The sequence below is a fragment of the Comamonas flocculans genome, assembly GCF_007954405.1.
Lineage (GTDB): Bacteria > Pseudomonadota > Gammaproteobacteria > Burkholderiales > Burkholderiaceae_C > Comamonas_C > Comamonas_C flocculans.
The window spans coordinates 1,419,636-1,446,054 of the sequence record NZ_CP042344.1 but is presented as its reverse complement, the minus strand read 5'-3'; the positions used below and the strand labels follow the sequence as shown (position 1 = coordinate 1,446,054).

Here is a 26,419-nt window from a genome sequence, read left to right as displayed (position 1 = left end):
TCGGCGGCCCGAATGCCAATCCCTGCGGCGCATGATGGATGGGATGTGCCGTACCAACCTGATCGTGGAGGGAATCGGCGTCATGCCCGTCGTGCCGCACCACGGGTGGAGCCGTCGGCCACGGTGGCCGGATGCGGTGAGGTGGTCGATGGCGTGCGCAACGGGCATGCCGAGGCCAGGCGTGCGGCCAGGTCTTCGCGCAGGGATTGCAGTGCCTTAATGCGCTGATCGATGTCGGCCAATTTGTTCTGCAAAACCTGCGCGATGTCGGCGCCCGAAACCTCGCCTTGCCAAAATCGGGGGATTTCGCGCCCGATCTCGGACAAGGTGAAGCCGAGTTGTTGGGCGGTCCGGATGTACATGACGAGCGTCAGAGTCTCGGGGATGTACCGACGATAGCCGTTGGGCAGTCTGCGGGAATGGATCAGGCCGAGTTTCTCGTAGAACCGCAGCGTCTCACGAGATAGACCGCTGGCGGTGGCCAATTCGCCGATGAGCATGGATTGCCTTCGAAAACGCTTGACATTGAAGCATGGTCTAAGGTTGACACTGCGGTCTTTGCACTTCACGGGAGCTCGCGATGCAACAAGACCGCTTCATCCGCATGGTACGGTACAGCGCATGGTACGACCTGCTGGCCACCTGGATGTTCGTTTTGCCATGGACATTCATCTGGATTTACACGCTACTCGCCTGGACGGCCAGAAGCTTGGGCCTTCCGGGAGCAATCCCTGAATTGGAGCCCATGCACATATTGTTCGCCAACTTGCTGGGGTCGGTGGTCGTAGTCTGGGCGCTGGCGCGCATTCTTTATCCTTCGGTGGCCTTGGGAAGGCTGGATGCCGTGGCGCGACTGCTTTTCATGACGTGGCAAATCCATGCGGTCTTCTCTGGAGCCAGCGCCATCATTCTCGGGTTCACTGCGTTCGAACTGCTTTTTGGCATATTGCAGCTGATGCCTGTCGAGACCCGGGACGAGGGCGTGCGCGAACAGGGTGCCGCGGCATGAGTCGCGAGGGCGTGCAGAACCATCACCAATCAAGGAGGCCAGTTCTTATGTGGAAGAAAACCCTCGGTGCCCTGCTGATCTTCGTCCTCGTCCTGGCGTCGGCCGTGGCGCTCAACACCTGGCGCAAGGGCTCGCGCCAGTTGGAGGTGGCGCCGCTCGCGCCACTGGCCGTCGACGAAGCGGCTGCGGCGGGGCGCTTGGCGCAGGCGGTCCGGCTCAAAACCATCTCGTCGGCCACGGACGCCGATTTGAGCCGGGATCAGTTCCTTGCGCTGCACGCCCTGCTCGAAAAAGAATTTCCCCGGGTGCATGCCACGCTCCAGCGCGAGGTGGTGAACGGCCTGTCGCTGCTGTACACGTGGCAGGGGCGGGACCCCAAGGCCAAGGCCATCCTGCTGGCCGCGCACCAGGATGTGGTGCCGATCGCGCCGGGCACCGAGGGCGACTGGCAGCAGCCGCCGTTCGCCGGGCAGGTCTTGGACGGCTACATCTGGGGCCGCGGCTCGTGGGACGACAAGGGCAACCTGCTCTCGCAACTGGAAGCGGTGGAGATGCTGATCGCCAGCGGCTACAAGCCGCCGCGCACCATTTACCTGGCTTACGGCGCCGACGAGGAGGTGGGCGGCCACCGTGGAGCGGCCCAGATCGCCGCGCTGCTCAAGAGCCGGGGCGCGCAGCTCGACTTCGTGCTCGACGAGGGCCTGCTGGTGCTCGACGGCGTGATGCCCGGCCTGAAAAGTCCGGCGGCGCTGATCGGCGTGGCGGAGAAGGGCTACATGTCGGTGGGCCTTGATGCCAGCGCCACGCCGGGCCATTCCTCGATGCCGCCCAAGGCGGGCACGAGTGCCATCGCGATGATGGCGGCGGCGCTGAACGCGCTGGAAAATGATCAGATGCCCGCGGCCATCCGCGGCGTGGCCGGCGAGATGTTCGACGTGCTGGCGCCCGAGATGGGCGGTTTTTCTCGCGTGGCGCTGTCCAATCTCTGGCTCTTCGGGCCGGTGGTGCAAAAGCAGCTTGAAGCGGCCGGCAGCACCAATGCCATGCTGCGCACCACCACGGCGCTGACCATCGTGCAGGCCGGCAACAAGGACAACGTGCTGCCCGGTCGCGCCCAGGCCACGGTGAACTTCCGCATCCTGCCCGGCGACACCCGTGACGGCGTGATGCAGCACGTGCGGCAGGTGGTAGGCAAGGTGGCGCCGGCCGGCCAGCTCGAGGCCAGCGTACTGCCCGGCGCCAAGGAGGCGTCCAAGGTGGCGCCCACCGCCTCGGCCCAGTACCGCCTGCTGAACCAGACCATCCGCGAGGTCTTTCCCGACGTGCTGGTGGCGCCCGGCCTGATGGTGGCCGCCACCGATTCGGTGCACTACGAGGGCATCAGCGACCACATCTTCAAGTTTTCGCCGGTACGCGCCGACAGCGAGGACCTCAAGCGCTTTCATGGCACCAACGAGCGCCTGTCGGTCCAGGGCTACGCCGACGCGATCCGCTTCTACCAGCGCCTGATCACGCAGCTCACGGCCGGCCTGTAGCCCCGCGGCGGGGCGCTGGCTCAGCGCAGCACGCTCGGATGGGTGTGCACCAGCGCGAGCGCAAAACGCTGGCCGGCCAGGTAGTCTTCCATGCTCTGCAGCACCAGCGGGCTGCGGTGGCGTTCGGGGCAGGCGCGGATCTCCTCGGGACTGAGCCAGAGCGTGCGCACGATGCCGCTGTCCAGTTCGCGCCAGGGGTGGTGTGCGCCCGCCCGCCCGCAAAAGGCCAGGCGCAGGTAGGTGACGTCCTCACCGGTGCGGGTCTTGGTGAAGCGGTTCAGGTACACGCCCACCAGCGCCTCGGGCGTGAAGTCGTAGGCGGCCTCTTCCAGCACCTCGCGGATGCAGCCCTGGGCCGGGGTTTCGCCCGGCTCCAGATGGCCCGCGGGGTTGTTCAGCTTCAGGCCGTCGCTGGTGTGCTCCTCGATCAGCAGGAAGCGCCCGTCCCGCTCGATCACCGCCGCGACGGTGACGTGGGGTTTCCAGCGCTCGCGCGCGCCCGAGGTCATGACAGGAGGACGGCGCACCGCCTCAGCGGAACTTGGGCAGGTGCAGGCGCGGGGGCACGCCCATGCGGGTGTTGATCACCCACTGCTGCGCGATCGACAGCAGGTTGTTGGTTAGCCAGTACAGCACCAGGCCAGCCGGGAACATGAAGAACATGAAGCTGAAGGCCAGCGGCATGATCCACATCATCTTGGCCTGCATGGGGTCGGGCGGCGCGGGGTTGAGCGCCGTTTGCAGCAGCGTCGAGAGCGTCATCAGGATGGGCAGGATGAAGTAGGGGTCCTTGGTGGACAAGTCGCTCACCCAGCCTATCCAGGGCGCATGGCGCATCTCCACGCTGGACAGCAGCACCCAGTACAGCGCGATGAACACCGGAATCTGGATCGCGATCGGCAGGCAGCCGCCCAGCGGATTGACCTTTTCCTCGCGGTAGATCTTCATCATCTCCTGCTGCATCTGCTGGGGCTTGTCCTTCAGGCGCGTGCGCATTTCCTGGATGCGCGGGTTCAGCGCCTTCATCTTGGCCATGCTGGAATAGGCCTTGGCGTTGAGCCAGTAGAACGCCAGCTTGAGCAGCAGCACCAGCCCGACGATGGACCAGCCCCAGTTGCCGACCACACTGTGGATCTTGTCCAGCAGCCAGTACAGCGGCTTGGCCAGGATGGTCAGGTAGCCGTAGTCCTTGATCAGCTCCAGGCCGGGCGCGAGGTTTTCCAGCGTCTTTTCCACCTGCGGGCCGGCGAACAGGCGGGCATCCACCGCCTTGGCCTGTCCCGGGGCCAGCTCGCCCACGGGCGTGATCGCCTGCACGCGGTAGCAGCAGTCGGGCGCGGCCGAGCCGATGTCGGCGGCGTTCACGTGCAACTGGCGCGGCGTGCCCTCGGGCAGCAGCCAGGCGGTGGCGAAGTAGTGCTGCACCATGGCGATGTAGCCATCGGTGGACTCGGCCGGAATGTCCACCTTCTTTTCCTTGATCTCCTTGAAGGTGATCTTCTGGAACTTCTTGGCGCTGGTATAGACCGCCGGGCCGGTGAAAGTGGAATAGAAGGGCACCGCGCCGTCGGGCTGGTTGCCGTCGCGCACCAGCTGCAGGTACAGCTGCGGCGTGACCGGGGCGCTGCCGGTGTTCACCACCTCGTGGCGCACGCCGATGGCGTAGTCGCCGCGCTGCAGCGTGTAGGTCTTGACCAGCTTGACGCCGCCCAGGTCGGGCGACTCGAAGCGCAGCGTCAGTTCATTGTCGCCCTCGCCCAGCTCGCGCGGGCCCGGGACCACGTGCATGAAGGTCTTGTGGTTGGGGAAGGCCCCGCCGATCAGGCCGGTCTGCGCCACGTAGACATGCTTGCTGTCGTCTTCCAGCAGCACGAAGGGCTGCGGGTCGTCCTGGCTGCCCTGATGGTGCAGCAGCTCGGCGCCCACCAGCGAGCCCCCCTGGTTGTCGAAAGTCAGGCGGAACACGTCGGTGGTCAGGGTCACGCGCTCGTGGGCCACGGCCGGGGCCTCGGGGGCGGGTGCGGCGGCGGGCGTTGCCGCGCTGTCGTCGGTGGCTGCAGCCGGGGTGGGCGCCGCTGCGGGCGGCGTCGGGGCCGCGGCCGGGCTGGCGGAGGCGGCGCTTTGCGTGACCGGGTCCGGGAAGAAGGTGGCGGGCTTGCCGTTGTGGATCTGCCAGCGGTCCCAGAGCAGGACCATGGAAAAGCCAAAGATCACCCACAGGATGGTGCGGCGAATGTCGTTCATGAGGGGTCGCGTGTGCTGGAAGAGGGGGCGTGGGCGCGGTCGCGTTCGCTCAGGCGGGAAAACAGCCGCTGGCTGCGCGGCAGCACGTCCGGCACGGGGTCATGGCCGCCGGCGCACCAGGGATGGCAGCGCGCCAGGCGCCGCAGTGTCAGGTAACTGCCGGTGCCCGCGCCGTGGCGGCGCAGCGCGCCCAGCGCATAGTTGGAGCAGGTGGGCTCGAAGCGGCAGTTGTTGCCCAGCCAGGGGCTGAGCAGCAACTGGTAGCCGCGCACCAGCTTGATCAGCAGGCCTTGCATCATGGTTGCACCGCCGCACGCGGCGCGCGCTCGAACAACTGCACCAGTTCCTGGCGCACCGCCTGCTTGAGTGCGGGCGACGCGGCGCTGGGGAACTTGCGCCGGTCGAAGGCCGTGCGCAGGCGCACCACGTAGGCGGCGCAGGCCAGCTGCGGCGCCGCGTCCGCGCCCAGGGCGTAGATCTGGCGGCGTACCAGGTTGCGCGTCACCGCGCGGCGCGCCCAGCGCTTGGGCACGAGCGCGCCCAGATGGCAGTCGGCGCCGGCAAACAGCGGGTGGGCGCCGTCCAGCCCCAGCGCGTGCAGCGCGAAATGCGCGGTGCGCGCCACCACCGCCGCGGCCAGCACGGCCTGGAACTGGGGGCGGGTTTTCAGCCGATGCATGGCGGCAACGGCATTGCGACAGTGCGGCCGCAGGCGCGTCGGCGTGCAGCCACCCGGCTCAGACGGCCAGGCGCTTGCGGCCCTTGGCGCGGCGTGCGTTGATCACGGCGCGGCCGCCGCGCGTCTTCATGCGCACGAGAAAACCGTGGGTGCGCGCGCGGCGCGTCTTGGAAGGCTGGTAGGTACGTTTCATGTTGGATCCTCGAGGAGTTCGGCGCCGCCCTCTCGCCGGGCAGCGCCTTGCGCGAACGCGGCCTGCGCCGCGGTGCACGCGGGCCGGGCGCCGCAACAGGGCTTTCCCTGCAATTGAAGGGAAACGGGCGATTATCGCAGCAGTCCGGGGGCGCGGCAACTTTTGCAGGCAGGGCGGGTGCCGCCCGGCCCCCGCGCAGCGGACGCTCCAGCTTGTGGATAACTTTGCGCAAGGTTAAAATGGACGGTCTTGCCTTTCGCCCCCTACAACTAGAAGAATCGCCCCGATGTACGAGGGAAATCCCCTGACTCCCAGCGCCAAGCGCCCTGCCCCGGCGGCTGCCTCCCATGCGGGCGAGCAGCTGTGGCAGGCCTGTCTGGCGCAGCTCGCGCAGCAGCTGCCCGAACAGCAGTTCAATACCTGGATCAAGCCGCTCAAGGCCGAGGTGGCGGACGATTTTTCCCGCGTGACGCTGCTCGTTGCCAACCGCTTCAAGCTCGACTGGGTGCGCGCCCAGCACGGGGGGCAGATCGCCAGCGCGCTGCAGGCGGTGTATGGCGAGCCGATCGCGCTGGAGCTCGCGCTCGCGCCGCGCCGCGCCGCGCAGCGCGTGAACGCCGCCGAGCGCCGCGCCGACGCGGCCGGGCCCGCTGGTGTAGGCGCCGAGGCCGCGCAGGCAACGCGCCCTGGCGCAACCCCCGAGACCCCGACGCGCTCGCGCCTGAACCCCCAGCTCACCTTCGCCACGCTGGTGGAAGGCAGCGCCAACCGCATGGCGCGTTCGGCCGCGATGCATGTGGCCGCGCAGCCCGGGCAGATGTACAACCCCTTGTTCATCTACGGCGGCGTGGGCCTGGGCAAGACGCACTTGATGCATGCGGTGGGCAACCAGCTGCTTGCCGACCGTCCCGGCGCCAGAGTCAGCTACATCCACGCCGAGCAGTTCGTCTCCGACGTGGTGCGCGCGGTGCGGCACAACGCCTTCGACGAATTCAAGAACGCCTACCACTCGCTGGACCTGCTCTTGATCGACGACGTGCAGTTCTTCGCCAACAAGGAGCGTACGCAGGAAGAGTTCTTCAACGCCTTCGAGGCGCTGCTGGCCAAGAAGAGCCACATCGTGATGACTTCGGACACCTATCCGAAGGGCCTGGCCAACATCCACGAGCGCCTGGTTTCGCGCTTCGACGCCGGGCTGTCGGTGGCGATAGAGCCGCCCGAGCTCGAAATGCGCGTGGCGATCCTCATCAACAAGGCCCAGGCCGAGGGCGTGGTGATGCCCGAAGAGGTGGCCTTCTTCGTCGCCAAGAACGTGCGCTCCAACGTGCGCGAGCTCGAAGGGGCGCTGCGCAAGGTGCTCGCCTATGCGCGCTTCAACGGCAAGGAGATCTCGATTGCCGTGGCCCGCGAGGCGCTGCGCGACCTGCTCTCGATCCAGAACCGCCAGATCAGCGTGGAGAACATCCAGAAGACCGTGGCCGACTACTACAAGATCAAGGTCGCGGACATGTACAGCAAGAAGCGCCCGGCGAGCATCGCCCGTCCGCGCCAGATCGCGATGTACCTGGCCAAGGAGCTCACGCAAAAGAGCCTGCCCGAGATCGGCGAGCTCTTTGGCGGGCGCGACCACACCACCGTGCTGCATGCGGTGCGCAAGATCGGCGCCGAACGCCTGCAACTGACCGAACTCAACCAGCAGCTGCACGTGCTCGAGCAGACGCTCAAGGCTTGAGCCCGCCTTCCACCACTTCACTCACCAAGGTTCACCGATGATTGTCCTGAAGAGCACCCAAGACAAATTCCTGGCGGTACTGCAAGCGGTCTCCGGCATCGTGGAGCGGCGCCACACCGTGCCCATCCTGGCCAATGTGCTCATCCGCAAGACGGGCAGTGCGCTGCAGTTCACCACCAGCGACCAGGAGATCCAGATCCGCACCACGGTGGAGCTCGGCGGTGACGTGGGCGACTTCGCCACCACCGTGGGCGCAAGAAAGCTCATCGACATCCTCAAGACCCTGCCGGCTGACCAGACGGTGAGCCTGGATTCCGGTCCCTCCAAGCTGGTGCTCAAGGGCGGCAAGAGCCGCTTCACGCTGCACACCCTGCCGGCCGAGGACTTTCCGCTGGTGCAGGAAGCGGCCGCCTTCGGCCCGGCCTTCAGCGTACCGCAGAAGGTGCTCAAGCAGCTGCTCGCCCAGGTGTCGTTTGCCATGGCGGTGCAGGACATCCGCTACTACCTGAACGGCATCCTGTTCGTTGCCGAGGGCAAAACGCTCTCGCTGGTGGCCACCGACGGGCACCGGCTGGCCTTTTCCAGCAGCGAGCTGGAGGTCGAGGTGCCGCGCCAGGAGGTCATCCTGCCGCGCAAGACGGTGCTGGAACTGCAACGCCTGCTCTCGGACGGAGAGGGCGCGATCCAGCTGCAGTTCGCCGGCAATCAGGCGCGCTTCAACTTCGACGGCATGGAGTTCGTCACCAAGCTGGTGGAAGGCAAGTTCCCCGACTACAACCGCGTGATTCCGCGCAACTACCACAGCAGCATCACGCTGGGGCGCGCGCCGCTGCTGGCTAGCCTGCAGCGCTCGGCCATCATGACGAGCGAGAAGTTCAAGGGCGTGCGCCTGAACATCGAGCCCGGCAGCCTGCGCGTCTCCAGCAACAACGCCGAGCAGGAAGAGGCCATGGACGAGCTCGACATCGACTTCGACGGCGAGCCCATGGAGATCGGCTTCAACGTCACCTACCTGATCGATGCGCTTGCCAACATGGGCCAGGAGATGGTGCGCATCGACCTGCAGGACGGCAACAGTTCCGTGGTCTTTCAGATCCCTGGCAACGAGCAGTTCAAGTACGTCGTGATGCCCATGCGGATTTGATAGCTTGAGGCGCTTGCTGCACAAGCGCTGGAGCCCGATTTCTTATGAATACTGGGGGAGCGTGCGCGCCCCCCTGAAGCTGTTTTGATGACCCAAGAAAACCCCGAGAATCACCACGCCGCGCCCCAGGGCCCCGGCAATGCCAGCGGCTACGGTGAGTCCGCGATCCAGATCCTCGAAGGCCTGGAGGCGGTCAGGAAGCGCCCCGGCATGTACATCGGCGACACCTCGGACGGCACCGGGCTGCACCACCTGGTGTTCGAGGTGGTGGACAACTCCATCGACGAGGCGCTGGCCGGCTACTGCGACGACATCGCCGTCACCATCCATGCCGACGGCAGCTTGAGCGTGAGCGACAACGGCCGCGGCATCCCCACCGGCGTGAAAATGGACGACAAGCACGAGCCCAAGCGCTCGGCCGCCGAGATCGCGCTGACCGAGCTGCACGCGGGCGGCAAGTTCAACCAGAACAGCTACAAGGTCTCGGGCGGATTGCATGGCGTCGGGGTTTCGTGCGTGAACGCCCTCTCCAAATGGCTGCGCCTGACGGTGCGCCGCGAGGGCGAGGTGCACCAGATCGAATTTGCGCGCGGCTTCGTGCAAAACCGCCAGATCGAGCTGGTGGACGGCTTCGAGACCTCGCCGATGCGCATCGTCGGCACCACCGAGGACCGCGGCACCAGCGTGCGCTTTCTGCCCGACGTGGAAATCTTCGGCGACAACCACGACTTTCATTACGACACCCTGGCCAAGCGCCTGCGCGAGCTTTCGTTCCTGAACAACGGCGTGCGCATCCGCCTGATCGACGAGCGCACCGGCAAGGAGGACGACTTTTCCGGCGCCGGCGGCGTGCTCGGCTTCGTCAAGTTCATCAGCACCGGCAAGCGCGTGCTGCACCCCACGCCGTTTTGCGCCAGCGGCACGCGCCCGGCGGAAACCTATGGCGGCATCCCCGGCACCGAGATCGGCGTCGAGGTGGCGATGCAGTGGAACGACGGCTACAACGAGCAAGTCCTGTGCTTCACCAACAACATTCCGCAGCGCGACGGCGGCACCCATTTGACCGGCCTGCGCGCGGCGATGACGCGCGTCATCGGCAAGTACATCGCCGACAACGACCTGGCCAAGAAGGCCAAGGTGGAAGTGACCGGTGACGACATGCGCGAAGGCCTGTGCTGCGTCTTGAGCGTGAAGGTGCCCGAGCCCAAGTTCAGCAGCCAGACCAAGGACAAGCTGGTTTCCAGTGAAGTGCGCGCGCCGGTGGAAGACATCGTCGGCAAGCTGCTGGCCGAATACCTGGAAGAAAAACCGCAGGACGCCAAGATCCTCTGCGGCAAGATCGTCGAAGCCGCGCGCGCGCGCGAGGCCGCACGCAAGGCGCGCGAGATGACGCGCAGGAAGGGCGTGCTCGACGGCATGGGCCTGCCCGGCAAGCTGGCGGACTGCCAGGAAAAAGACCCGGCGCTGTGCGAGATCTACATCGTCGAGGGCGACAGTGCCGGCGGCAGCGCCAAGCAGGGGCGCGACCGCAAGTTCCAGGCCATCCTGCCGCTGCGCGGCAAGATCCTGAACGTGGAAAAGGCGCGCTATGAAAAGCTCTTGTCCAGCCAGGAAATCATCACGCTGATCACCGCCCTGGGCACCGGCATAGGCCGCACCGCCAGCGACGACGAGAACGGCAATGGCAACGGCAAGAGCGGCGCCGACGACTTCGACATCGCCAAGCTGCGCTACCACCGCGTGATCCTGATGACCGACGCCGATGTGGACGGCGCGCACATCCGCACTTTGCTGCTGACCTTCTTCTACCGCCAGATGCCCGAGCTGGTCGAGCGCGGCCACATCTATATCGCCCAGCCGCCGCTGTACAAGGTCAAGAACGGCAAGGAAGAGCTCTACCTCAAGGACGGCCCGGCGCTGGACCAGTTCCTGCTGCGCGTGGCGCTGGTGGGCGCGAGCGTCGATACCGGTGGCAGCCAGCCGCGCGTGCTCGAAGGCACGGAACTGGCAGACCTCGCGCGCCAGCACCAGCGTATGGAAGCCATCATCGAGCGCCTCTCGGCCTACATGGACGCCGAGGCGCTGCGTGCCGTGGCCGATGGCGTGGTGCTCGATCTCTCCAGCATGGAGGCGGCCCAAGCCAGCGCCGAGCGCCTGCAGGCCAAGCTGCGCGAGCTCGACACCGCCGGCACCGAAGCCGAGGTGAGCGCCGAAACCGACCCGCGCCACGGCGGCCTGCTGCTGCGCATCAGCCGCCACCACCACGGCAACGTCAAGAGCTCCATCCTGCCGCAGGACTTCGTCACCGGCAGCGACTACGAGGCCTTGTCCGAGGGCGCCAAGAGCTTTGACGGCCTGCTCTCCGAAGGCGCGCGCGTGATGCGCGGCGAGGGCGAGCGCAAGAAAGAAGAAAAAGTCCAGGATTTCAGGCAGGCCATGCGCTGGCTGCTATCGGAAGCTGAGCGCACCACCAGCCGCCAGCGCTACAAGGGCCTGGGCGAGATGAATCCCGAGCAGCTCTGGGAAACCACCATGGACCCCGCCACCCGCCGTATGCTGCGCGTGCAGGTGACCGACGCGGTCGAGGCCGACCAGGTCTTCACCATGCTCATGGGCGACGATGTAGAACCGAGACGGGAATTCATCGAAACCCACGCCTTGCAGGCGGGCAATATCGACGTGTGAGCGCGAAAAATTTTCCACCCGCCCTCGTCCGTTTGGGCTGAGGCTGCGGGTTGGCTGAGCGACACGCCCCCGATTTTCGTCAAATCAGGCTGAGACGCCCTCTGGGCAAGCGCGAACAGCTCCTCTTTCAAGAGCGATTTGCCCGATCCTGTTCGCGGCGCGGGCCGCAAGCGCCGTTCAGTGCTCCGTGCGGTCGTGCTTGCGCCGGCGCCGTAGCGCCGCCGCGCTCCCCAGCGCCAGCAAACCCGCGAGCGTGATCTGGCCCCACTGGGTCAGCGTGGGAATGGCGGAGGGTACGGGCGCGGCCATCAGCGCAAGGATGGCGATGCTGCCATCACCACCCGGCGAGCCGGCCGCCCCCCCGTTGGCGCCGGCGCCGGCAGCGATGCCCTGTGAGCCGCCCGGGTCCGTCCCACCGGGTGGCGTGGTGCCATCCGGGCCTGCACTGCCATTGGCGCCGGACAGGCCTGCACTGCCATTGACGCCTGCGCTGGCGGAACCCCCATCGCCGGCCCGCGGTCGCCGCCGTGCCGCCTGGACTTCGTGGTGCTGAACCGGGCTGCGGCGGCGATCAGCGCCATGGCGCAGGCGAGCTTCGAGCGGCGGGGGCGTGCTTGCATGAAAACCTTCCAGTGGTTGAAGCAATGCAGGTCGCGGTGGCAGGACTCAGTGCATGGGCCCAGGGTCTTGCCAGTCCGCGGCCCGGACCGTTTTCCCTCAGGCGGCGCACACCTGCAAGAGCGCCAGCGCCGGGCGAGTATGCCCGGGCTTGCGCAGGTCTGCCGATGGGCGGTCCATGCAAGGCGCGCGCGCTCCGGGTGCAGCCGGGTCGTGGAGTTTGCCGGCCCTGCCGCAGTTGCCGTCCAGCACCCGCTACGGCTTGTCTTCAGACTGCGCCAGGATGGCGCGCACCAGATTGCGGCTGTGCGCGCCGAAGTGGCGCATCAGCGCGGCGATGCTCGCCTGCAGCGCGGCCTGGGCTTCGGGGCTCTGGCGGGCCATCTCGGCCATCAGGTCGATGCGCCCGCCCTCGATGCCGAAATCAAAGCGCGGGTCGTCCACGTAGCGCGCGGGGGCCGAGGCGAGCATTTGCGCGGTCACCGCCTCGCCCTGGGCCGCGGCTTCGCCCGCGACCAGGTCGCGCAGGCTGGTTTCGCCCCAGGGGCCGTAGCCCGCGTCGCGGGTGCTGTCGTGCAGCACCTGACGCAGCGCCTGGCCGGCGGGGCTGTCCCGGCCGGTCTGGATCATCTGGCTCTCCAGCCGTTCGAGCACGAAGTGCCGGTTGGAGAGCAGCACGATCATGTCGTTCTTGCCGCCCTCCATGCCCGCCAGCGCCAGCAGCTGGATGCCGATCAGGCGCGCGCTGGAAAAGCCTGGCGCCAGGCTGGCGTGGTAGGGCTGGGTGAGGTCTTGCACGTAGTGCGCGGCCAGGCCGGCAAAGCGCCAGCCCCAGTAGGGGTGGCCGCTGCGAAAAGCCAGTTCGGCCAGGCCATGGTACTGGTGTACGCGCAGCAGCGGGAAGGTGCGTTTGAGGAAACCGGCCGCGGCGTAGATCAGCCTGGATTCGTGGTAGTAGCCCATGTGAAACGGCGCCTGCGTGGCGAAGTCCAGCGCCGGGTTGCCGAAGGGCAGCTTGCCGAAGCCGTAGCGCGGGCCCCAGTCGGAGGGGCTGTCCTCGAACAGATTCACGTCCATGCCGTAGTCGGGCTCGTCGCTGGCCGAGGCCAGCACCGCCAGCGGCGCCACTGTCTCGCCGGGGGCCAGGCGCACGAAGTGGTGTTTTTCCCCGTCCTTCTCGCGCAGCGGCAGGGCGCTGACTTCGTCGTGCGGCATGCGCTCGGCCGCAGGGGGCGGGGCCAGAGGGTCGGGCTGCAGGTACAGCGCCAGGCGGCTCTCGGGCGAGACGCGCAGCGCCATCAGGAAGGCGCGGCGCAGCGCCTGCGGCCCTGCGTTCACGATGGCCGGGTCGAAGCGCAGCGCCTCGGGCAGCGGCGGGTAGTGGGCGATGTGCGCGCGCGCCCAGGCATCCTGGGCGGTCAGCAGCTCGGCGATCGGCTGGGCCTCGGCGGCGAGGAAGTCCTCCAGCGGCTCGGCCTTGACCGGGGCGGCCTGTGCGACCTCGGGCAGCACCTCGAAGGCGCGGTAGGCGGCCAGCGCATGGTTGCTCCAGGCCCAGGCGGGGGCGGCGCTGGCCGCCAGCACGGCGGCGGCGAGCAGCAAACGTTGCAGGATGGGCATGGGCGATGGCCTTTCAGGCGCGGGCAAAGGGGCTCGGCGGCGTGGTTGTCGCAGCGGCAAGCATGCTGCGGGCGGCGGTCAATGGTCGCTGGACGGGTAGCCGGTGATCGCGCGCAGCGCCCGGTACAGCGGCTGCAGGCGATCGTACATGCGTAGATAGACCTGGCGGTAGAGCTGCTCGTAGGTCTGCACGTGCTCGGGCTGGGGCTGGAACACGCGGCCGGTGCGCACCATGGCGCGCACCGCGCTGGCGTAGTCCGGGTGCAGGCCCAGGCCGACGCTGGCGATGATGGCCGCGCCCAGGCCGCTGGTCTCGAACAGCTCGGGGCGCTCGGCCGGCAGGTTGAAGACGTTGGCGGTGATCTGCAGCGCCGCGTCGCTCTGCGAGCCGCCGCCCGAGACGCGCAGGCGCGTGATGCGCGCGCCGCCGCGCCGCTCTATGCGCTCCTTGGCCTCGCGCAGCGCGTAGGCCAGCCCTTCGAGGATGGCGCGGTACAGGTGCGCGCGGGTGTGCACGTCGCCAAAGCCGATGATGGCGCCCTTGGCTTCGGGGCCGGGGCGCTTGATGCCGGGGTTCCAGTAGGGCTGCAGCGTCAGGCCCAGCGCACCGGGGGGTACCTGCTCGATCAGCGCGTCGAACAGGCTTTCGGGCACCACGCCCAGGCGCGCGGCTTCGCGGGTTTCGTCCTGGCCGAACTGCTCCTTGAACCAGTTGACCATCCAGAAGCCGCGCGTGATCTGCACCTCGGTGTTGTAGTGCCCGGGGATGGCTGCGGGGTAGGGCGGCACGAAGCGCGTGGCCTCCAGGTAGCGCGCGGTGGTGGTGTTGAAGGTGGCGGCCGTACCGTAGGACAGGCACCCGATCTCGGGCGTGAGGCAGCCCGCGCCCAGCACCTCGCAGGCCTTGTCGGCCGCGCCGGCCACCAGCGGCAGGCCGGCGGGCAGGCCACTGTCGAGCGCCGCCTGCGCGCTGACCCGGCCGATCACGCTGCCCGGCGCCACCAGCTCGGGCAGCATGGCGCGGCGCACCGGCAGCGCGTGCCACTTCCAGTCCCAGGCCGCGGCCCAGCGCCCGCGCCTGTAGTCGAACGGCACATAGCCCACCTGCGAGGCGCTGGAGTCGACCATGCGGCCGCTCAGGCGCCAGTGCAGCCAGCCCGACAGCAGCAGGTAGTGGGCGGTGCGCGCCCAGACTTCGCTCTGGTGCTGGGCGATCCAGTTGGCCTCGGCCTCGTGCTGGAAGTGGCGCACCGTCTCGCGCATGCCCGTGCTGCGCAGCGCCAGTTCCCACCACCAGGGCAGGCGCGCGGCATGGGCGGCGCGGCGCTGGTCCAGCCAGATCATCGAGGGGCGCAGCGGCCGGCCCTGCGCGTCCAGGCTCACCGGCGTGGCGCGCTGCGTGGTCAGGACGACGCCGGCGATCGCCCCCCGGGGCACGCTGGTGCGCTGCAGCAGCTCGCGGGTGGCGGCGCACAGGGTCTGCCAGAAGGCTTCGGGCTCGTTTTCCATCCAGCCCGGCTGGGGCGAGCGGTAGCTGGTGACCGGCACCTGCGCCTTGTCCAGCAGCCGCCCCCGCAGGTCGAAGAGCAGCGCGCGCACGCTTTGCGTGCCGCTGTCGATCGCGAGCACGCAGGGCTCAGGCATGGGCGGGCGCTGGCGCGGGCATGGCCGGCATTGTGTACCGGCGCGGCGCTCAAGTCGGGCGCGCCGCCGCCGATAACATGGCCATGTCCTCCCTCGCGTCCATCGCCCGATCCGGCCTGCAGGCCGCGCATCTGCGCATGGAGGTGAGGGCGCACAACATCGCCAACCTGAACACCCCGGGCTTCACGCCCCAGCGGGTACAGGCCCAGGCGCAGGCGCCGCGCGCGGGCGTCAGCGCCCGGGTGCAAGGCGGCGAGCGGCCCGGCGTGGTGCTGGAAGAAGAAATCGTGCAGCAGCTGGCCGCGCGCACCGCCTGGCGCGCCAACCTCTTCGCGCTGCGCAGCGCTCAGGACGCCACGGGCACGCTGCTCAGGCTGTTTGCCTGAGGGTTGCGGCGCCGGGCCGCGCGCTCCCAGGCTTTTTCATGGAAGAAGAAGGCCACGGCCTGCACCGTCGGCTCCAGCAGGCTGAGCGTGAGCGAGGCCCAGAGGTTGCCGGTGACGGCGTAGGCTACCAGGGCGGCCACGCAGACGTGGATGACGTAATAACTGCCGGTTTTAGCCAGGGTGTGGCCGTGGTGGCGGGCGATGCGGCGGATGCGGGACATGGCGGATTCCTTGGGAGAATACCTGAATGATAATGATTCTCATTGGAAATAGCCATGCATTCTTGCTATCGCGGTGATGGGTAATTTCCGTGCTGCAGCCGTCCGGGGGGCTGTGCCTGCCCATTAGGCGGATGCAGGGCCCCCCGCTATGATGGCCGCCTTCCCGTTTTCCCCCGGAGCAGCGCCATGGCCCTGATGGATTTCCTCAAGAAACAGTTCATCGACGTCCTGCAGTGGACCGAGGACGGCGACGGCACGCTCGCCTGGCGCTACCCGATGCGCGACATGGAAATCCAGACCGGCGCGCAGCTCGTGGTGCGCGAGTCGCAGATGGCGATGTTCGTCAACGAGGGCCAGGTGGCCGACGTGTTCGGCGCGGGCACGCACAAGCTCGTCACGCAGAACCTGCCGCTGCTGACCAACCTGAAGAACTGGGACAAGCTGTTCGAGTCGCCCTTCAAGAGCGACGTCTACTTCTTCAGCACGCGCCAGCAGCTGGACCAGAAGTGGGGCACGCCCCAGCCCATCACCATCCGCGACGCGGAGTTCGGCGCGGTGCGCCTGCGCGCCTTCGGCAACTACGCCTGGCGCATCGTTGATCCGCGCCTGTTCTATACCGAGGTGTCGGGCACGCGCGAGAAATACGGCACCGAGGAGGTCGAGGGCCAGCTGCGCGGCCTGGTGCTGCAGAACATCAGCAACGCCATTGCCGCTTCGGGCGTGCCCTTTCTGGACCTGGCGGCCAACCAGAGCATGTTCGCCCAGGCGCTGGTCACGCAGCTCGCGCCGGAATTTGCCCGGCTGGGCATCAAGATCGAAGGCTTCACGGTGCAGAACCTCTCGCTGCCCGACGAGCTGCAGAAGGTGCTGGACCAGAAGATCGGCATGGGCATGGTCGGCGGCGACATGGGCAAGTTCATGCAGTACCAGACCGCGCAGGCGATCCCCGAGATGGCCAAGGGCGTGGGCAGCGGCGGCGACGGCGGGGGCCTGGCGGGCGCCGGCCTGGGCATGGGCGCGGGCGTGGCCATGGGGCAGATCCTGGCGCAGAACATGCAATCCGCGCTGCAACCCCAGGCACCGGCCGCGGCGGCCGGCTCGGCGGCAGCGGGCGCGGGCGCCGCTGGCGTGAAGGCCGAGGACGTGATGGCCATGCTGGAAAAGCTCGGCGAGCTCAAGTCCAAGGGCATCCTCACCGACGAAGAATTCGCCGCCAAGAAGGCCGAGTTGCTCAAGAAGCTCGTCTGAGCTTTCCTTTCGATAGCTGTCAACGCCCGCTGGACGGGCGCCAGAGCCCGAAAAGGCTGGTAAACGCATGGCCACTTCGCAGCAACGCCACTACAGCGCGCCCTGCCCCGGTTGCGGCGCGCCGGTGGAGTTCCTGAGCGCGCAGTCCAGCTACGCCGTCTGCGGCTATTGCCACAGCACCGTGGTGCGCCGCGGCGAGGTGCTCGCGCGCGTGGGCAAGATGGCCGAGCTGTTCGAGGACCACAGCCCGCTGCAGCTCATGGCCAGCGGCAAGTGGGAAGGCACTGCGTTCACGCTGATCGGGCGCATGCAGTTTCGCGGCGAGGAGGGCGGCTGGACCGAATGGAACGCCTGGCTGGACGACGGCCGGCGCGCAACCCTGGGCGAAGACAACGGCGCCTACGTCTTCACCCAGCCGCTGCAGCCGCCGCCCGCGGACCTGCCCGCGCCCGAGCAGCTCGGCCTGGGCGCGAGACTCACGCTGGCGGGCCAGCGCTGGAGCGTGGCCGCACACCTGCAGGCCCACCTGGCCGCGGCTGAGGGCGAGCTGCCCCGGCTGCCGCCGCCGGGCCAGCAATTCCTGGTGGTGGAGCTGCGCAGCGACGACGGCCAAGTGCTCTCCATCGACTACGGCGGCACGACGCCGCGGCTGGAGATCGGCCGCTCGGTGCAGCTGGCCGAGCTGCAGCTCAAGGGCCTGAAGGACGCATCGCTCAAGCAGGAGCAAGGCCGCCATTTCGACTGCCCGCACTGCGGCGCGCCGGTGCAGGTGCAGCTGCAGAGCACCAAGAGCATCACCTGCGGCTCCTGCCACAGCCTGATCGACCTCAGCGGCGGCATCGGCGCCGAGCTGCTCAGCGCCACGCAGCAGGCGGGCGCGGCCCCCTTGATCGCGCTGGGCAGCATCGGCCAGTTCGAGGGTGTGCCCTGGCAGGTGGTCGGCTACCAGCGCCGCCTGGGCCAGGAACCGGACGACGACGAGCAGTTCGGCTGGGACGAATACCTGCTGTACAACCAGCAAAAGGGCTTCATCTTCCTGGTGGACGCCTCGGACGGCTGGAGCCTGGTGCGCCCCGCCACCGGCGCGCCCAAGCTCGGTGCGCTGGGCGCGGCCGCGTCCTATCTGGGCATGAGCTACGTGCGCACCAGCGGCTACCGCGCCGAAACCGCCTACGTGGCCGGCGAGTTCTACTGGCCGGTGGAGCGTGGCCAGCAGACCGACAACGTGGACTACGCCGCCACCCAGGGCAAGGGCATCCTGTCGCGCGAGAAGAGCGACAAGGAAATCACCTGGTCCTACGGCAGCCGCCTGGCCAGCGCCACCGTGGCCCAGGCCTTCGGGCGCGAAGCCGAGGCCGACAAGTTCAAGCGCGACGAGGTCGGCCCCTTCGTGGCCAGCGGTGGCTCGGGCTGCGGCCTGACCGTCCTGATCCTCATCGTCTTCATCATGGTCGTCATCATGCTCAGCACCTGCACGGATGGTTCATCCTCATCCGGCAGCTACAACCGCAGCTCGGGCGGCTCCTTCGGGGGCTATTCCAGCGGCGGCAGCCACAAGTAAACCTGCAACGGAGGTCTCTCACCATGGAATGGCTCAAACCCGCCGCCTTTCTCGGCTCCATCCTCTACGCCGTCATCGGCGTGGCCATCTTCTGGCTGTGTTTCGTCCTCATCGACAAGATCACCCCGCACGACCTCTGGGGCGAGATCGTCGAGAAGCAGAACCGCGCCCTGGGCATGGTCGTCGCGGCCATGTGCCTGGGCATCAGCATCATCGTGGCAGCGGCGATACATTGATATCGCATTGATAGCTGCAAGCGCTTGCCAGACAAGCGTTTGGACAGGTTTTGACTGATATTTTCATGGCGCAAGCCCCCGCCGCTGCCGCGCCGCCGCGCCCCATCGCCGTGGCGCTGCTGGCCAGCGTCTTCGTGATCGCCGCCTGCGGGCTGCTGTACGAGCTTGCGGCCGGGGCGCTGGCCTCCTACCTGCTGGGCGACTCGGTCCTGCAGTTCTCCACCATCATCGGCACCTACCTGTTCGCCATGGGCGTGGGCTCGTGGCTGTCGCGCTACCTGGAGCGCCAGCTGCCCGCGCACTTCCTGCGCATCGAGCTGCTGGTGGCGCTCATCGGCGGCATGCTGCCCGGGGTGCTGTTCGTGGCCAATGCCTGGCTGCCCGAGGCGTTTCGCCTGCTGCTGTACGGCATCGTCTTCGTGGTCGGCGCGCTGGTGGGGCTGGAGATCCCGCTGGTGATACGCATCCTGCAGCGCGACGTGGCGCTCAAGACCCTGGTCAGCCAGGTGCTCACCTTCGACTACCTCGGTGCGCTGGCGGTGTCGCTGGCGTTCCCGCTGCTGCTCGTGCCCTACCTCGGGCTGATCCGCTCGGGGCTGCTGTTCGGCCTGATGAACGCGGCCGTCGCGGTCTGGGCGCTGTGGCTGTTTCGCCATGAGCTGCCGCGCTTTGCCGAGCACGTGGCGGCCTGCGTGATGGTGGTCGTGCTGCTGGCCGCGGGCATGTGGGGCGCGGGCACCATCACCACGCTGGCCGAGGACCACTTCTACCAGAGCCCGATCGCGTTCGCCGCGACCTCGCCTTACCAGCGCATCGTGGTCACGCACGGGCGGCGCGGCCACCGGCTGTATCTCAACGGCAACCTGCAGTTCGCCGAGAGCGACGAATACCGCTACCACGAGGCGCTGGTGCACCCGGCCATGGCCGCGCACGGCGCGCCCCGGCGCGTGGCGGTGCTGGGCGGCGGCGACGGCATGGCGGTGCGCGAGGTGCTCAAGTACCCCTCGGTGCAGTCGGTCACGCTGGTCGAGCTGGACCCGGCGATGACGCAGCTGTTTCGCGACACGCCCCAGCTCGCCCGGCTCAACCACCACAGCCTGTCGGACCCGCGCGTGCAGGTGGTCAATGAAGACGCCTTCCAGTGGCTGCAGCGGGGGGCGCCCGGCGTCGCCGGTCCGTCCCGGGACGCGGGGACTCCCTCGGGGGGCGGCGAGCCAGCGCAGCGGCGCAGCAGGGGGGCGGACGATTTTTTCGACGTGATCGTGGTGGACTTCCCCGACCCGACCAACTTCGCCATCGGCAAGCTCTACACCAACAGCTTCTACGCGCTGCTGGCCGAGCGCCTGGCGGCCAGCGGCTACGCGGTGATCCAGACCACCTCGCCGCTGATCGCGCGGCGCAGCTTCTGGACGGTGGTGCAGAGCGTGGAGGCGGCGGGTCTGGCGACCACGCCCTACCACGTGCACGTGCCCAGCTTCGGCGAATGGGGCTTCGTCATCGCCAGCCGCCGGCCCTGGCGCATGCCGCCCGGCCTGCCCGGGGGGCTGCGCTTCCTGGACCTGGGCGCGTTGCCCGCGATGCTCGAATTTCCGCTGGACATGGCGCGCGTTCCCGCCGAGGTCAACCGCCTGTCCAACCAGGTGCTGGTGCACACTTACGAGCAGGAATGGGGACGTGTATCGCCCTGAACCAGACCCCTTCCACAAGAGGACACATCCACATGCTTCAATTTGCCGACATCCAGCAGGCCGCCGAGCGCGTGGCCGGGCAGGTGCTCAACACGCCGTGCGTCGAGTCGCGCACGCTCTCCGAAATCACCGGCGCGCAGGTTTTCCTGAAGATGGAAAACCTGCAGTTCACCGGCTCCTTCAAGGAGCGCGGCGCCTGCAACAAGCTGGTGCAGCTGTCCGATGAAGAGCGCGGCCGCGGCGTGATCGCGATGAGCGCGGGCAACCATGCCCAGGGCGTGGCCTACCGTGCGCAGCAGCTGGGCATCCCTGCCACCATCGTCATGCCGGGCTTCACGCCCAGCGTGAAGGTGATGCGTACCCAGGGCTTTGGCGCGCGCGTGATCCTGCACGGCAGCTCGCTGGAAGAGGCGGCGGTGCACGCGCGCGAACTGGCCGCGAGCGAGCAGCTCACGCTGGTGCACCCCTACGACGACCTGGCCATCATGGCCGGGCAGGGCACGCTGGCGATGGAGATGCTCGCGGCCCAGCCTGAGCTGCAGGTGCTGGTCGTGCCGGTGGGCGGCGGCGGCCTGATAGCAGGCATCGCCACCGCGGCCAAGGCGCTCAAGCCATCGATCGAGGTGGTGGGCGTGCAGGTGCAGCGCTTTCCGGCCATGGTCAATGCCATCCAGGGCACGCACTACGAGCAGGGCAGCAGCACCATCGCCGAAGGCATCGCGGTGGGCGCGCCCGGCGTGCACTGCGTGGAGGTGATCCGCGAACGCGTGGACGAGCTGCTGCTGGTGGACGAGGGCGACATCGAGCAGGCCATCGTGCTGCTGCTGGAGATCGAAAAAACCCTGGCCGAGGGCGCGGGCGCGGCCTCGCTCGCCGCGCTGGTGCGCCACCGCGAGCGCTTTGCCGGCAAGCAGGTCGGCATGGTGCTCTCGGGCGGCAACATGGACCCGCAGCTGCTCGCGCAGATCATCGGCCGCGCCATGGTGCGCTCCGGCCGCCTGGCGCGCGTGGTGGTGAGTGCGCGCGACGTCCCCGGCAGCCTTGCGCGCATCACCGCGCTGGTGGCCGAGGCCGGGGCCAACGTCGACGAGGTGCACCACCAGCGCGCCTTCACGCTGCTGGCGGCGCAGAACGTCGAGATCGAGATGGTGCTGCAGACGCGCAGCCGCGAGCACGCCGCCGAGGTCATCGAACGCCTGCGCGCCGCGGGGCTGGAGGTGCGCCAGGTGCAATGAGCGCGCCGCCGGGCACGCCATGCAGCGCCGCCACTTCCTGAGCCTGCCCGCCGCGGGGGCGCTGGCCGCCTGCGCCCCCGCGGCGCGCGAGTTGCCCGGGGGCTATACCGGCATCGACCTGGCGCGCGGCCATCAGCTTCGCGACGCGCTGGCGCGTGGGCGCCTGCCCGCGCCCGCGCGCTCGCTGCGCACCCGCGTGGTGATCGCCGGCGGCGGCATCGCCGGACTGGCGGCGGCGCGCGCCCTGCGCCTGGCCGGCGTGCAGGACCTGGCGCTGCTGGAGCTGGAGGACGAGGCCGGGGGCAACAGCCGAGGCACCGAGGTCGCCGGCGTGGCCTGCCCGCGCGGCGCGCACTACCTGCCGCTGCCCGGCGACGACGCGCGCGAGGTGCAGGACCTGCTCGAAGAGCTGGGCCTGCGCCGGCGCGTGGCCGGGCGCTGGCAGTACGACGAGCGCCACCTGTGCCACAGCCCGCAGGAGCGGTTGTACTGGCGCGGCGCCTGGCACGAGGGCCTGCTGCCGGTGGAAGGTGTCGGCCCCGCGACGCTGCAGCAATACCACCGCTTTGCCCGGCGCGTGCGCGAGCTCTCGGGCGCGGCCCGCTTCGCCATGCCCACGCTCAAGCTTTGGCAGGAAAATCACGGCCTGGCGCCCGCCCATCAAGCGCTGGATGCTCTGGTTTTTGCCGATTGGCTGGAGCGCGAAGGCCTGGACGACGCGCACCTGCGCTGGTATCTGGACTACTGCTGCCGCGACGACTACGGCGCGGACACCCGCGGGGTGTCGGCCTGGGCCGGCATCCACTACTTTGCCAGCCGCCACGGCTTCCAGGCGCCGGGCGAGGCGCTGGACGAAGAGCGCGACGCGGTGCTCACCTGGCCCGAGGGCAACGCCTGGCTGGCCCGGCGCCTGGCCGCGCCGCTGCAGCAGGGCGGCCAGTTGCATACCGGCATCAGCGTGCTGCGCATCCAGGAGCAGCGCCATGGCGTGGCGGTCGATGCGCTGGTGCACGCCAGCGGCGAGCTGCTGCGCTGGCAGGCCGAGCGCTGCGTGGTCGCGCTGCCCGTGTTCGTCGCGGCGCGCGTGCTGCAGAGCCCGCCGCACTTTCTGCGCGAAGCCGCCGCGCGCCTGGCCTGGGCGCCCTGGCTGGTGGCCAACATCCACATCGACCGCCCGCTGCAGGACCGCCCCGGCGCCGCGCCCGCCTGGGACAACGTGATCCACGACGAGCAGATGCGCGGCGGCCTGGGCTATGTCGATGCGGGCCACCAGCGCCTGGACCTGGGCGCGCAGACCGCCGGCCCCACGGTGCTCAGCTACTACCAGGCGCTGGGCGACTGGCCCGATGGCCGCGCGCAGCTGCTCGACCGGCCGTGGACGCATTGGCGCGACGCCATCCTGGCAGCGCTCGCCCGCCCGCACCCCGACATCGCCGAACGCGCCACGCGCATGGAGATCACGCGCTACGGCCACGCCATGGCCATGCCGCGCCCGGGCCTGCAGCAATTTTTAAGTCAAATCGGGCTCCAGCCCTTGTCGGGCAAGCGCTACCAGCTATTGAACGGAGAGCGCGTTCGGCTGGCGCCCACGCCCGCCACCGCGCGCCTGGCGTTTGCGCACGCCGACTGGTCGGGCTATTCGGTGTTCGAGGAAGCCTTCACGCGCGGCACGGCCGCCGGCCTGCTCAGCGCCTGAGGCGCGCCGCTGCCTGGCGGGTGCGGGGCGCGCCGAAAGACGTGCTTCACTGCAGGAGATGGCGCTCCTGCACGCGTGCAGAGGACAGCCCTGGGCATCGATGCTATAAGCGTGGGCAGACGCCCGCGCGCGGCCTGCAGTCGCTTGCGAAGACACCGGGCGCAGGAGACGCCTTTGGACACTCGGGGCATGCAGCTCAGCCTGTCGGCCCACGGCGACGTGGTGCTGCGCATGGAACCCTGCGCCGAACGCGCGCCAGCCACCCGCGCCGGACTGCTCGCCTGGCTTGAAGAGCATGGCTGGGGTGCGCACCGCATCAACGAAGAAGCGCTCGAACGCGTGCTGCGCGAGGGCGCTGACGCCAGTGCGCGCATGGTGTTGATCCTGGCGCACGCGGTGGACGCCGAAGTGCAGGTGCAGGTGGCGCGCGACGCCATGCAGGCCACGCTCGGCATCGTGCCCGCGCAGGGCGGCGCGCCGGCCACCGAGGCGATGGTGCAGGCGGCGCTGGCCGCTGCCGGCGTGGTGGCGGGCATCGACGCCGAGGCCATCGCGCAGGCACTGAACGATCCGGCCGCGCCGCCGCAGGTGGTCGCGCGGGGCGTGGCGCCGGTGGACGGGCGGGACGCGCAATTCCTCGAACTCATCGCCGCCGTGCCTGACCGCACGCCGCGCGTGGACGCGCAGGGGCGCATCGACTACCGCGAGCACGACGGCAACATCGTGCTGGTGGAATCGGGCGCGCTCCTGATGCGCCGCGAGCCGGCCACCGAAGGCACGCCGGGCGTCAACGTGCTGGGCGTCGCCCTGCCCGCGCGGCCCGGGCGCGACGAGCCGTTTGCGCCGCAGCTCAGCGGCGCCGCGGTGAGCGAGCAAGACCCCAACCTGCTGGTGGCCGCCATCACCGGCCAGCCGGTGCTGGTGCGCGCCGGCATGACGGTGGAGCCGGTGCTGCGCGTGGCCGAGGTGGACGTGGCCCAGGGCAACATCCGCTACGACGGCACGGTGCACGTCGAGGGCGACGTGGCCCAGGGCATGCAGATCCACGCCAGCGGCGACATCGTCGTCGGCGGCACGGTGGACGGCGCCCTGCTGAACACGCAGGGCAGCATCATCGTTCAGGGCGGCGTCATCGCGCGCGCCCGCCTGCACGCCGAGTGCGCGGTGCAGGCGCGCTTTGCCGAGGTGTCCTACCTGCGCGCCGGCACCGAGCTGACGGTGCGCCAGAACGCCCTGGGCTGCGAGCTGCACGCGCTCGAGCGCATCGCCGTCGGCGCCGAGGCGCCGCGCCGCGGGCGCCTGGTGGGCGGCAGCGCCAGCGCCATGATGGCGATTGCCGCGCCCCTCATCGGCTCGGTCGATGGCGGGCTCACGCGGCTGGTGCTGGGGGTCAACCCGGTGCTGCAGGCCCGGCTGCAGCAGGCGCGCCAGGACGAGGCCGCGCAGCACGGGCGCGGTGAGAGCCTGCGCAAGCTGATCGAGCAGTTGCGCACCCATGGCGACCCCAAGGGGGTGCTGGAGCGCGCCCAGGCGTCGCTCGAGGACGCGCAGGCGAGCGCGGCCCGCCTGCAGGCCGAATGCGCGCAACTGCAGCAGCAGCTCGAGCGCGCGCGCGAGGCGCGCCTGGAGATCGGCGTGGCGCTGGAGGGCGCGGTGGACCTGAGCCTGGCCCACCAGCGCCTGGCGCTGCACCGCGGCCTGCGGGCGGGCAGCGTGCGGCTGGACCCCGACGGGGTGCTGGTGCACGTGGACGCTCAGGGTTTTTCCGAGCCCCTGCAGCCCTGAGGGAATTACCCTGCCGGGCGCCGAGGAATTCGGTTACCCTTGCGCCCCATGCGATTTTGGCTTGCTCCCCTGCTGCTGGTTTGCGCGAGCAGCGCCTTCGCCGCCCCCGACACCCCGCTCGAAGCCGTAGCCGAGCCGCAGGCCGTCTCGTGGACGCAAGACCTGCGCGGCCATCTGTCTCAGCTCGGCCACGGGGTGGCCGACCAGGCGCAGGACGCGGCCGAGCGCACCGGCGACCTGGTGGCCACCGCCATGGGGTTTCTCGGCGCGCCCTACCGGCGCGGCGGCAGCAGCGCCGAGACCGGCTTCGATTGCAGCGGCTTCGTGCGCAGCATCTATGAGCAGGCGCGCGGCCTGGTGCTGCCGCGCAAGGCCTCGGAGCAGGCCGCCAGAACCGCCAAGATCGACCGCAAAGACCTGCAGCCTGGCGACCTGGTGTTCTTCAACACCATGCGCCGCGCCTTCAGCCATGTCGGCATCTACGTGGGCGACGGCAAGTTCATCCATTCCCCGCGCAGCGGCGCGCGCGTGCGCGTCGAGAGCATGCACCAGAGCTACTGGCAAAAGCGTTTCAACGGCGCGCGCCGCGTAGTCGCCGGGCCGACCGACTATTCCCTGCGGTAAACACCGCGCGGCCCACAGATGCGTTCACCACCGCGCATGGCCTTTGGGCTCATGCGCGCGAGCGTGGCATCGCCCAGCAGCCAGTGGTGCATCAGCGCCGCCGCCGCATGCCCGCCGATGAGCCAGTAGCCCGCGGTGGCGATGGCTTCATGGATCTCCTTGACGCCGGGCGCGAGCAGCTTGTCGGGTGCGATCAGCGCGGGCAGCTGCAGACCAAAGAAGGGGACAGGCGTGCCCTTGGCGCTCAGATACAGCCAGCCCAGCAGCGGCGTGCAGAGCAGGAACAGGTACAGCAGCCAGTGCATCGCGAGCGCCGCCCTGCGCTGCCACTGCGGGCCGGACAGCTGCGGGGGTGCGCCCAGCAGCAGGCGCAGCGGCAGGCGCACCAGCGCCACGACCAGCACGGCGAGGCCCATCATTTCGTGCCAGTGCTTGGCCAGCGCGCGCAGCCCGCTGGTCTTGGGCAGGGCGTCGTGCCATTCGATCAGCGCGTACACCGCAAGCAGCAGCGCCAGCGTGAGCCAGTGCAGGGCGATGAGTGCGCCCGGGTAATGCGTGCGCGGCGGGTGCGAGGTGCGCAGGGGGTACTCCGATGGGTTCATGTTCGTGCGGCTTGAATGCAGCGCATCGTGCGCA

General features: G+C 69.0%; 25 protein-coding genes. 14 read left to right on the top strand and 11 right to left on the bottom strand.

Annotated elements, in window-relative coordinates; genetic code table 11:
• Positions 1–80: 80 nt before the first annotated feature.
• Positions 81–500 carry a MerR family DNA-binding transcriptional regulator gene (locus FOZ74_RS07000; protein WP_146912386.1) on the bottom strand — a complete coding sequence of 140 codons (420 nt, stop codon included), beginning with the start codon at positions 498–500 and terminating at the stop codon, positions 81–83.
• Between the two features lie 80 nt (positions 501–580).
• Here FOZ74_RS07000 and FOZ74_RS06995 point away from each other — a divergent pair, with 80 nt between their 5' ends.
• Both FOZ74_RS06995 and FOZ74_RS06990 read left to right on the top strand, forming a co-directional pair.
• Positions 581–1,009 (top strand): hypothetical protein, encoded by a 429-nt coding sequence (locus FOZ74_RS06995; RefSeq protein WP_146912385.1) that lies wholly within the window; start codon positions 581–583, stop codon positions 1,007–1,009.
• 47 nt (positions 1,010–1,056) lie between these two features.
• The gene (locus FOZ74_RS06990) at positions 1,057–2,544 is read left to right on the top strand and encodes a M20 family peptidase (protein WP_146912384.1); all 1,488 of its coding nucleotides are present in this window, start codon (positions 1,057–1,059) and stop codon (positions 2,542–2,544) included.
• A gap of 20 nt (positions 2,545–2,564) precedes the next feature.
• Here FOZ74_RS06990 and FOZ74_RS06985 read toward each other — a convergent pair whose 3' ends face one another.
• Genes FOZ74_RS06985 through rpmH form a run of 5 tightly spaced genes read right to left on the bottom strand, consistent with a single transcriptional unit; the run spans position 2,565 to position 5,660 of the window.
• Entirely contained in the window at positions 2,565–3,053 is a 489-nt protein-coding gene (locus tag FOZ74_RS06985) for an NUDIX hydrolase (protein ID WP_146914113.1), read from the bottom strand.
• 22 nt (positions 3,054–3,075) lie between these two features.
• Positions 3,076–4,788 (bottom strand): membrane protein insertase YidC, encoded by a 1,713-nt coding sequence (gene yidC / locus FOZ74_RS06980; RefSeq protein WP_146912383.1) that lies wholly within the window; start codon positions 4,786–4,788, stop codon positions 3,076–3,078.
• Positions 4,785–5,087, bottom strand: coding sequence for a membrane protein insertion efficiency factor YidD (gene yidD, locus FOZ74_RS06975; protein ID WP_146912382.1), 303 nt, complete (start codon positions 5,085–5,087; stop codon positions 4,785–4,787). The genes yidC and yidD overlap by 4 nt, the downstream gene beginning before the upstream one ends.
• On the bottom strand, positions 5,084–5,467 hold the full coding sequence (locus tag FOZ74_RS06970) for a ribonuclease P protein component (RefSeq protein ID WP_146912381.1): 384 nt from the start codon (positions 5,465–5,467) through the stop codon (positions 5,084–5,086). The genes yidD and FOZ74_RS06970 overlap by 4 nt, the downstream gene beginning before the upstream one ends.
• 58 nt (positions 5,468–5,525) lie before the next feature.
• Positions 5,526–5,660, bottom strand: a complete 135-nt coding sequence (gene rpmH, locus FOZ74_RS06965; protein WP_005798102.1) for a 50S ribosomal protein L34 — start codon at positions 5,658–5,660, stop codon at positions 5,526–5,528.
• 286 nt (positions 5,661–5,946) lie between these two features.
• On the opposite strand from rpmH, the gene dnaA reads away from it, so the two are divergent.
• The 3 genes from dnaA (at position 5,947) to gyrB (ending at position 11,221) form a co-directional block, all read left to right on the top strand.
• Positions 5,947–7,392, top strand: coding sequence for a chromosomal replication initiator protein DnaA (dnaA, locus tag FOZ74_RS06960; protein WP_146912380.1), 1,446 nt, complete (start codon positions 5,947–5,949; stop codon positions 7,390–7,392).
• Between the two features lie 37 nt (positions 7,393–7,429).
• Complete coding sequence (gene dnaN, locus FOZ74_RS06955; RefSeq protein ID WP_146912379.1) at positions 7,430–8,536, top strand: DNA polymerase III subunit beta; 1,107 nt, start codon at positions 7,430–7,432, stop codon at positions 8,534–8,536.
• A gap of 87 nt (positions 8,537–8,623) precedes the next feature.
• Positions 8,624–11,221 (top strand): DNA topoisomerase (ATP-hydrolyzing) subunit B, encoded by a 2,598-nt coding sequence (gene gyrB / locus FOZ74_RS06950; RefSeq protein ID WP_146912378.1) that lies wholly within the window; start codon positions 8,624–8,626, stop codon positions 11,219–11,221.
• Positions 11,222–11,398: 177 nt separating this feature from the next.
• On the opposite strand, the gene FOZ74_RS06945 is transcribed toward gyrB, so the two are convergent.
• From FOZ74_RS06945 to FOZ74_RS06935, 3 genes are all read right to left on the bottom strand, one after another.
• A complete protein-coding gene (locus FOZ74_RS06945) occupies positions 11,399–11,530 on the bottom strand; it encodes an IPTL-CTERM sorting domain-containing protein (RefSeq protein ID WP_146912377.1) in 132 nt (43 codons plus the stop codon).
• Between the two features lie 564 nt (positions 11,531–12,094).
• Positions 12,095–13,459, bottom strand: coding sequence for a phospholipase C/P1 nuclease family protein (locus FOZ74_RS06940; RefSeq protein ID WP_146912376.1), 1,365 nt, complete (start codon positions 13,457–13,459; stop codon positions 12,095–12,097).
• Positions 13,460–13,537: 78 nt separating this feature from the next.
• Complete coding sequence (locus tag FOZ74_RS06935) at positions 13,538–15,103, bottom strand: FGGY-family carbohydrate kinase (protein ID WP_146912375.1); 1,566 nt, start codon at positions 15,101–15,103, stop codon at positions 13,538–13,540.
• 83 nt (positions 15,104–15,186) lie between these two features.
• Here FOZ74_RS06935 and FOZ74_RS06930 point away from each other — a divergent pair, with 83 nt between their 5' ends.
• Positions 15,187–15,489, top strand: a complete 303-nt coding sequence (locus FOZ74_RS06930; protein ID WP_146912374.1) for a flagellar basal body protein — start codon at positions 15,187–15,189, stop codon at positions 15,487–15,489.
• Here FOZ74_RS06930 and FOZ74_RS06925 read toward each other — a convergent pair.
• A complete protein-coding gene (locus FOZ74_RS06925) occupies positions 15,450–15,710 on the bottom strand; it encodes a DUF2061 domain-containing protein (protein ID WP_146912373.1) in 261 nt (86 codons plus the stop codon). The two genes, FOZ74_RS06930 and FOZ74_RS06925, sit on opposite strands and share 40 nt — an antisense overlap.
• A 186-nt stretch (positions 15,711–15,896) precedes the next feature.
• Here FOZ74_RS06925 and FOZ74_RS06920 point away from each other — a divergent pair, with 186 nt between their 5' ends.
• From FOZ74_RS06920 to FOZ74_RS16050, 8 genes are all read left to right on the top strand, one after another.
• The gene (locus FOZ74_RS06920) at positions 15,897–16,958 is read left to right on the top strand and encodes an SPFH domain-containing protein (RefSeq protein WP_146912372.1); all 1,062 of its coding nucleotides are present in this window, start codon (positions 15,897–15,899) and stop codon (positions 16,956–16,958) included.
• A 67-nt stretch (positions 16,959–17,025) separates the two neighbouring features.
• Positions 17,026–18,519 (top strand): DUF4178 domain-containing protein, encoded by a 1,494-nt coding sequence (locus FOZ74_RS06915; protein WP_146912371.1) that lies wholly within the window; start codon positions 17,026–17,028, stop codon positions 18,517–18,519.
• A gap of 23 nt (positions 18,520–18,542) precedes the next feature.
• Positions 18,543–18,755: a DUF350 domain-containing protein gene (locus tag FOZ74_RS06910; RefSeq protein ID WP_146912370.1), complete on the top strand. Its 213-nt coding sequence runs from the start codon at positions 18,543–18,545 to the stop codon at positions 18,753–18,755.
• 65 nt (positions 18,756–18,820) lie between these two features.
• Positions 18,821–20,443, top strand: a complete 1,623-nt coding sequence (locus FOZ74_RS06905; RefSeq protein ID WP_146912369.1) for a polyamine aminopropyltransferase — start codon at positions 18,821–18,823, stop codon at positions 20,441–20,443.
• Between the two features lie 32 nt (positions 20,444–20,475).
• Complete coding sequence (locus FOZ74_RS06900; RefSeq protein ID WP_146912368.1) at positions 20,476–21,678, top strand: threonine ammonia-lyase; 1,203 nt, start codon at positions 20,476–20,478, stop codon at positions 21,676–21,678.
• 19 nt (positions 21,679–21,697) lie between these two features.
• Entirely contained in the window at positions 21,698–23,374 is a 1,677-nt protein-coding gene (locus FOZ74_RS06895) for an NAD(P)-binding protein (protein ID WP_146912367.1), read from the top strand.
• A 189-nt stretch (positions 23,375–23,563) separates the two neighbouring features.
• Complete coding sequence (locus FOZ74_RS06890; RefSeq protein WP_146912366.1) at positions 23,564–25,159, top strand: flagellar assembly protein A; 1,596 nt, start codon at positions 23,564–23,566, stop codon at positions 25,157–25,159.
• 48 nt (positions 25,160–25,207) lie between these two features.
• Positions 25,208–25,783, top strand: coding sequence for a C40 family peptidase (locus FOZ74_RS16050; protein ID WP_186764667.1), 576 nt, complete (start codon positions 25,208–25,210; stop codon positions 25,781–25,783).
• Here the strand turns inward: FOZ74_RS16050 and FOZ74_RS06880 are convergent.
• Positions 25,768–26,385 (bottom strand): cytochrome b, encoded by a 618-nt coding sequence (locus FOZ74_RS06880; RefSeq protein ID WP_146912365.1) that lies wholly within the window; start codon positions 26,383–26,385, stop codon positions 25,768–25,770. The two genes, FOZ74_RS16050 and FOZ74_RS06880, sit on opposite strands and share 16 nt — an antisense overlap.
• Positions 26,386–26,419: the final 34 nt, after the last annotated feature.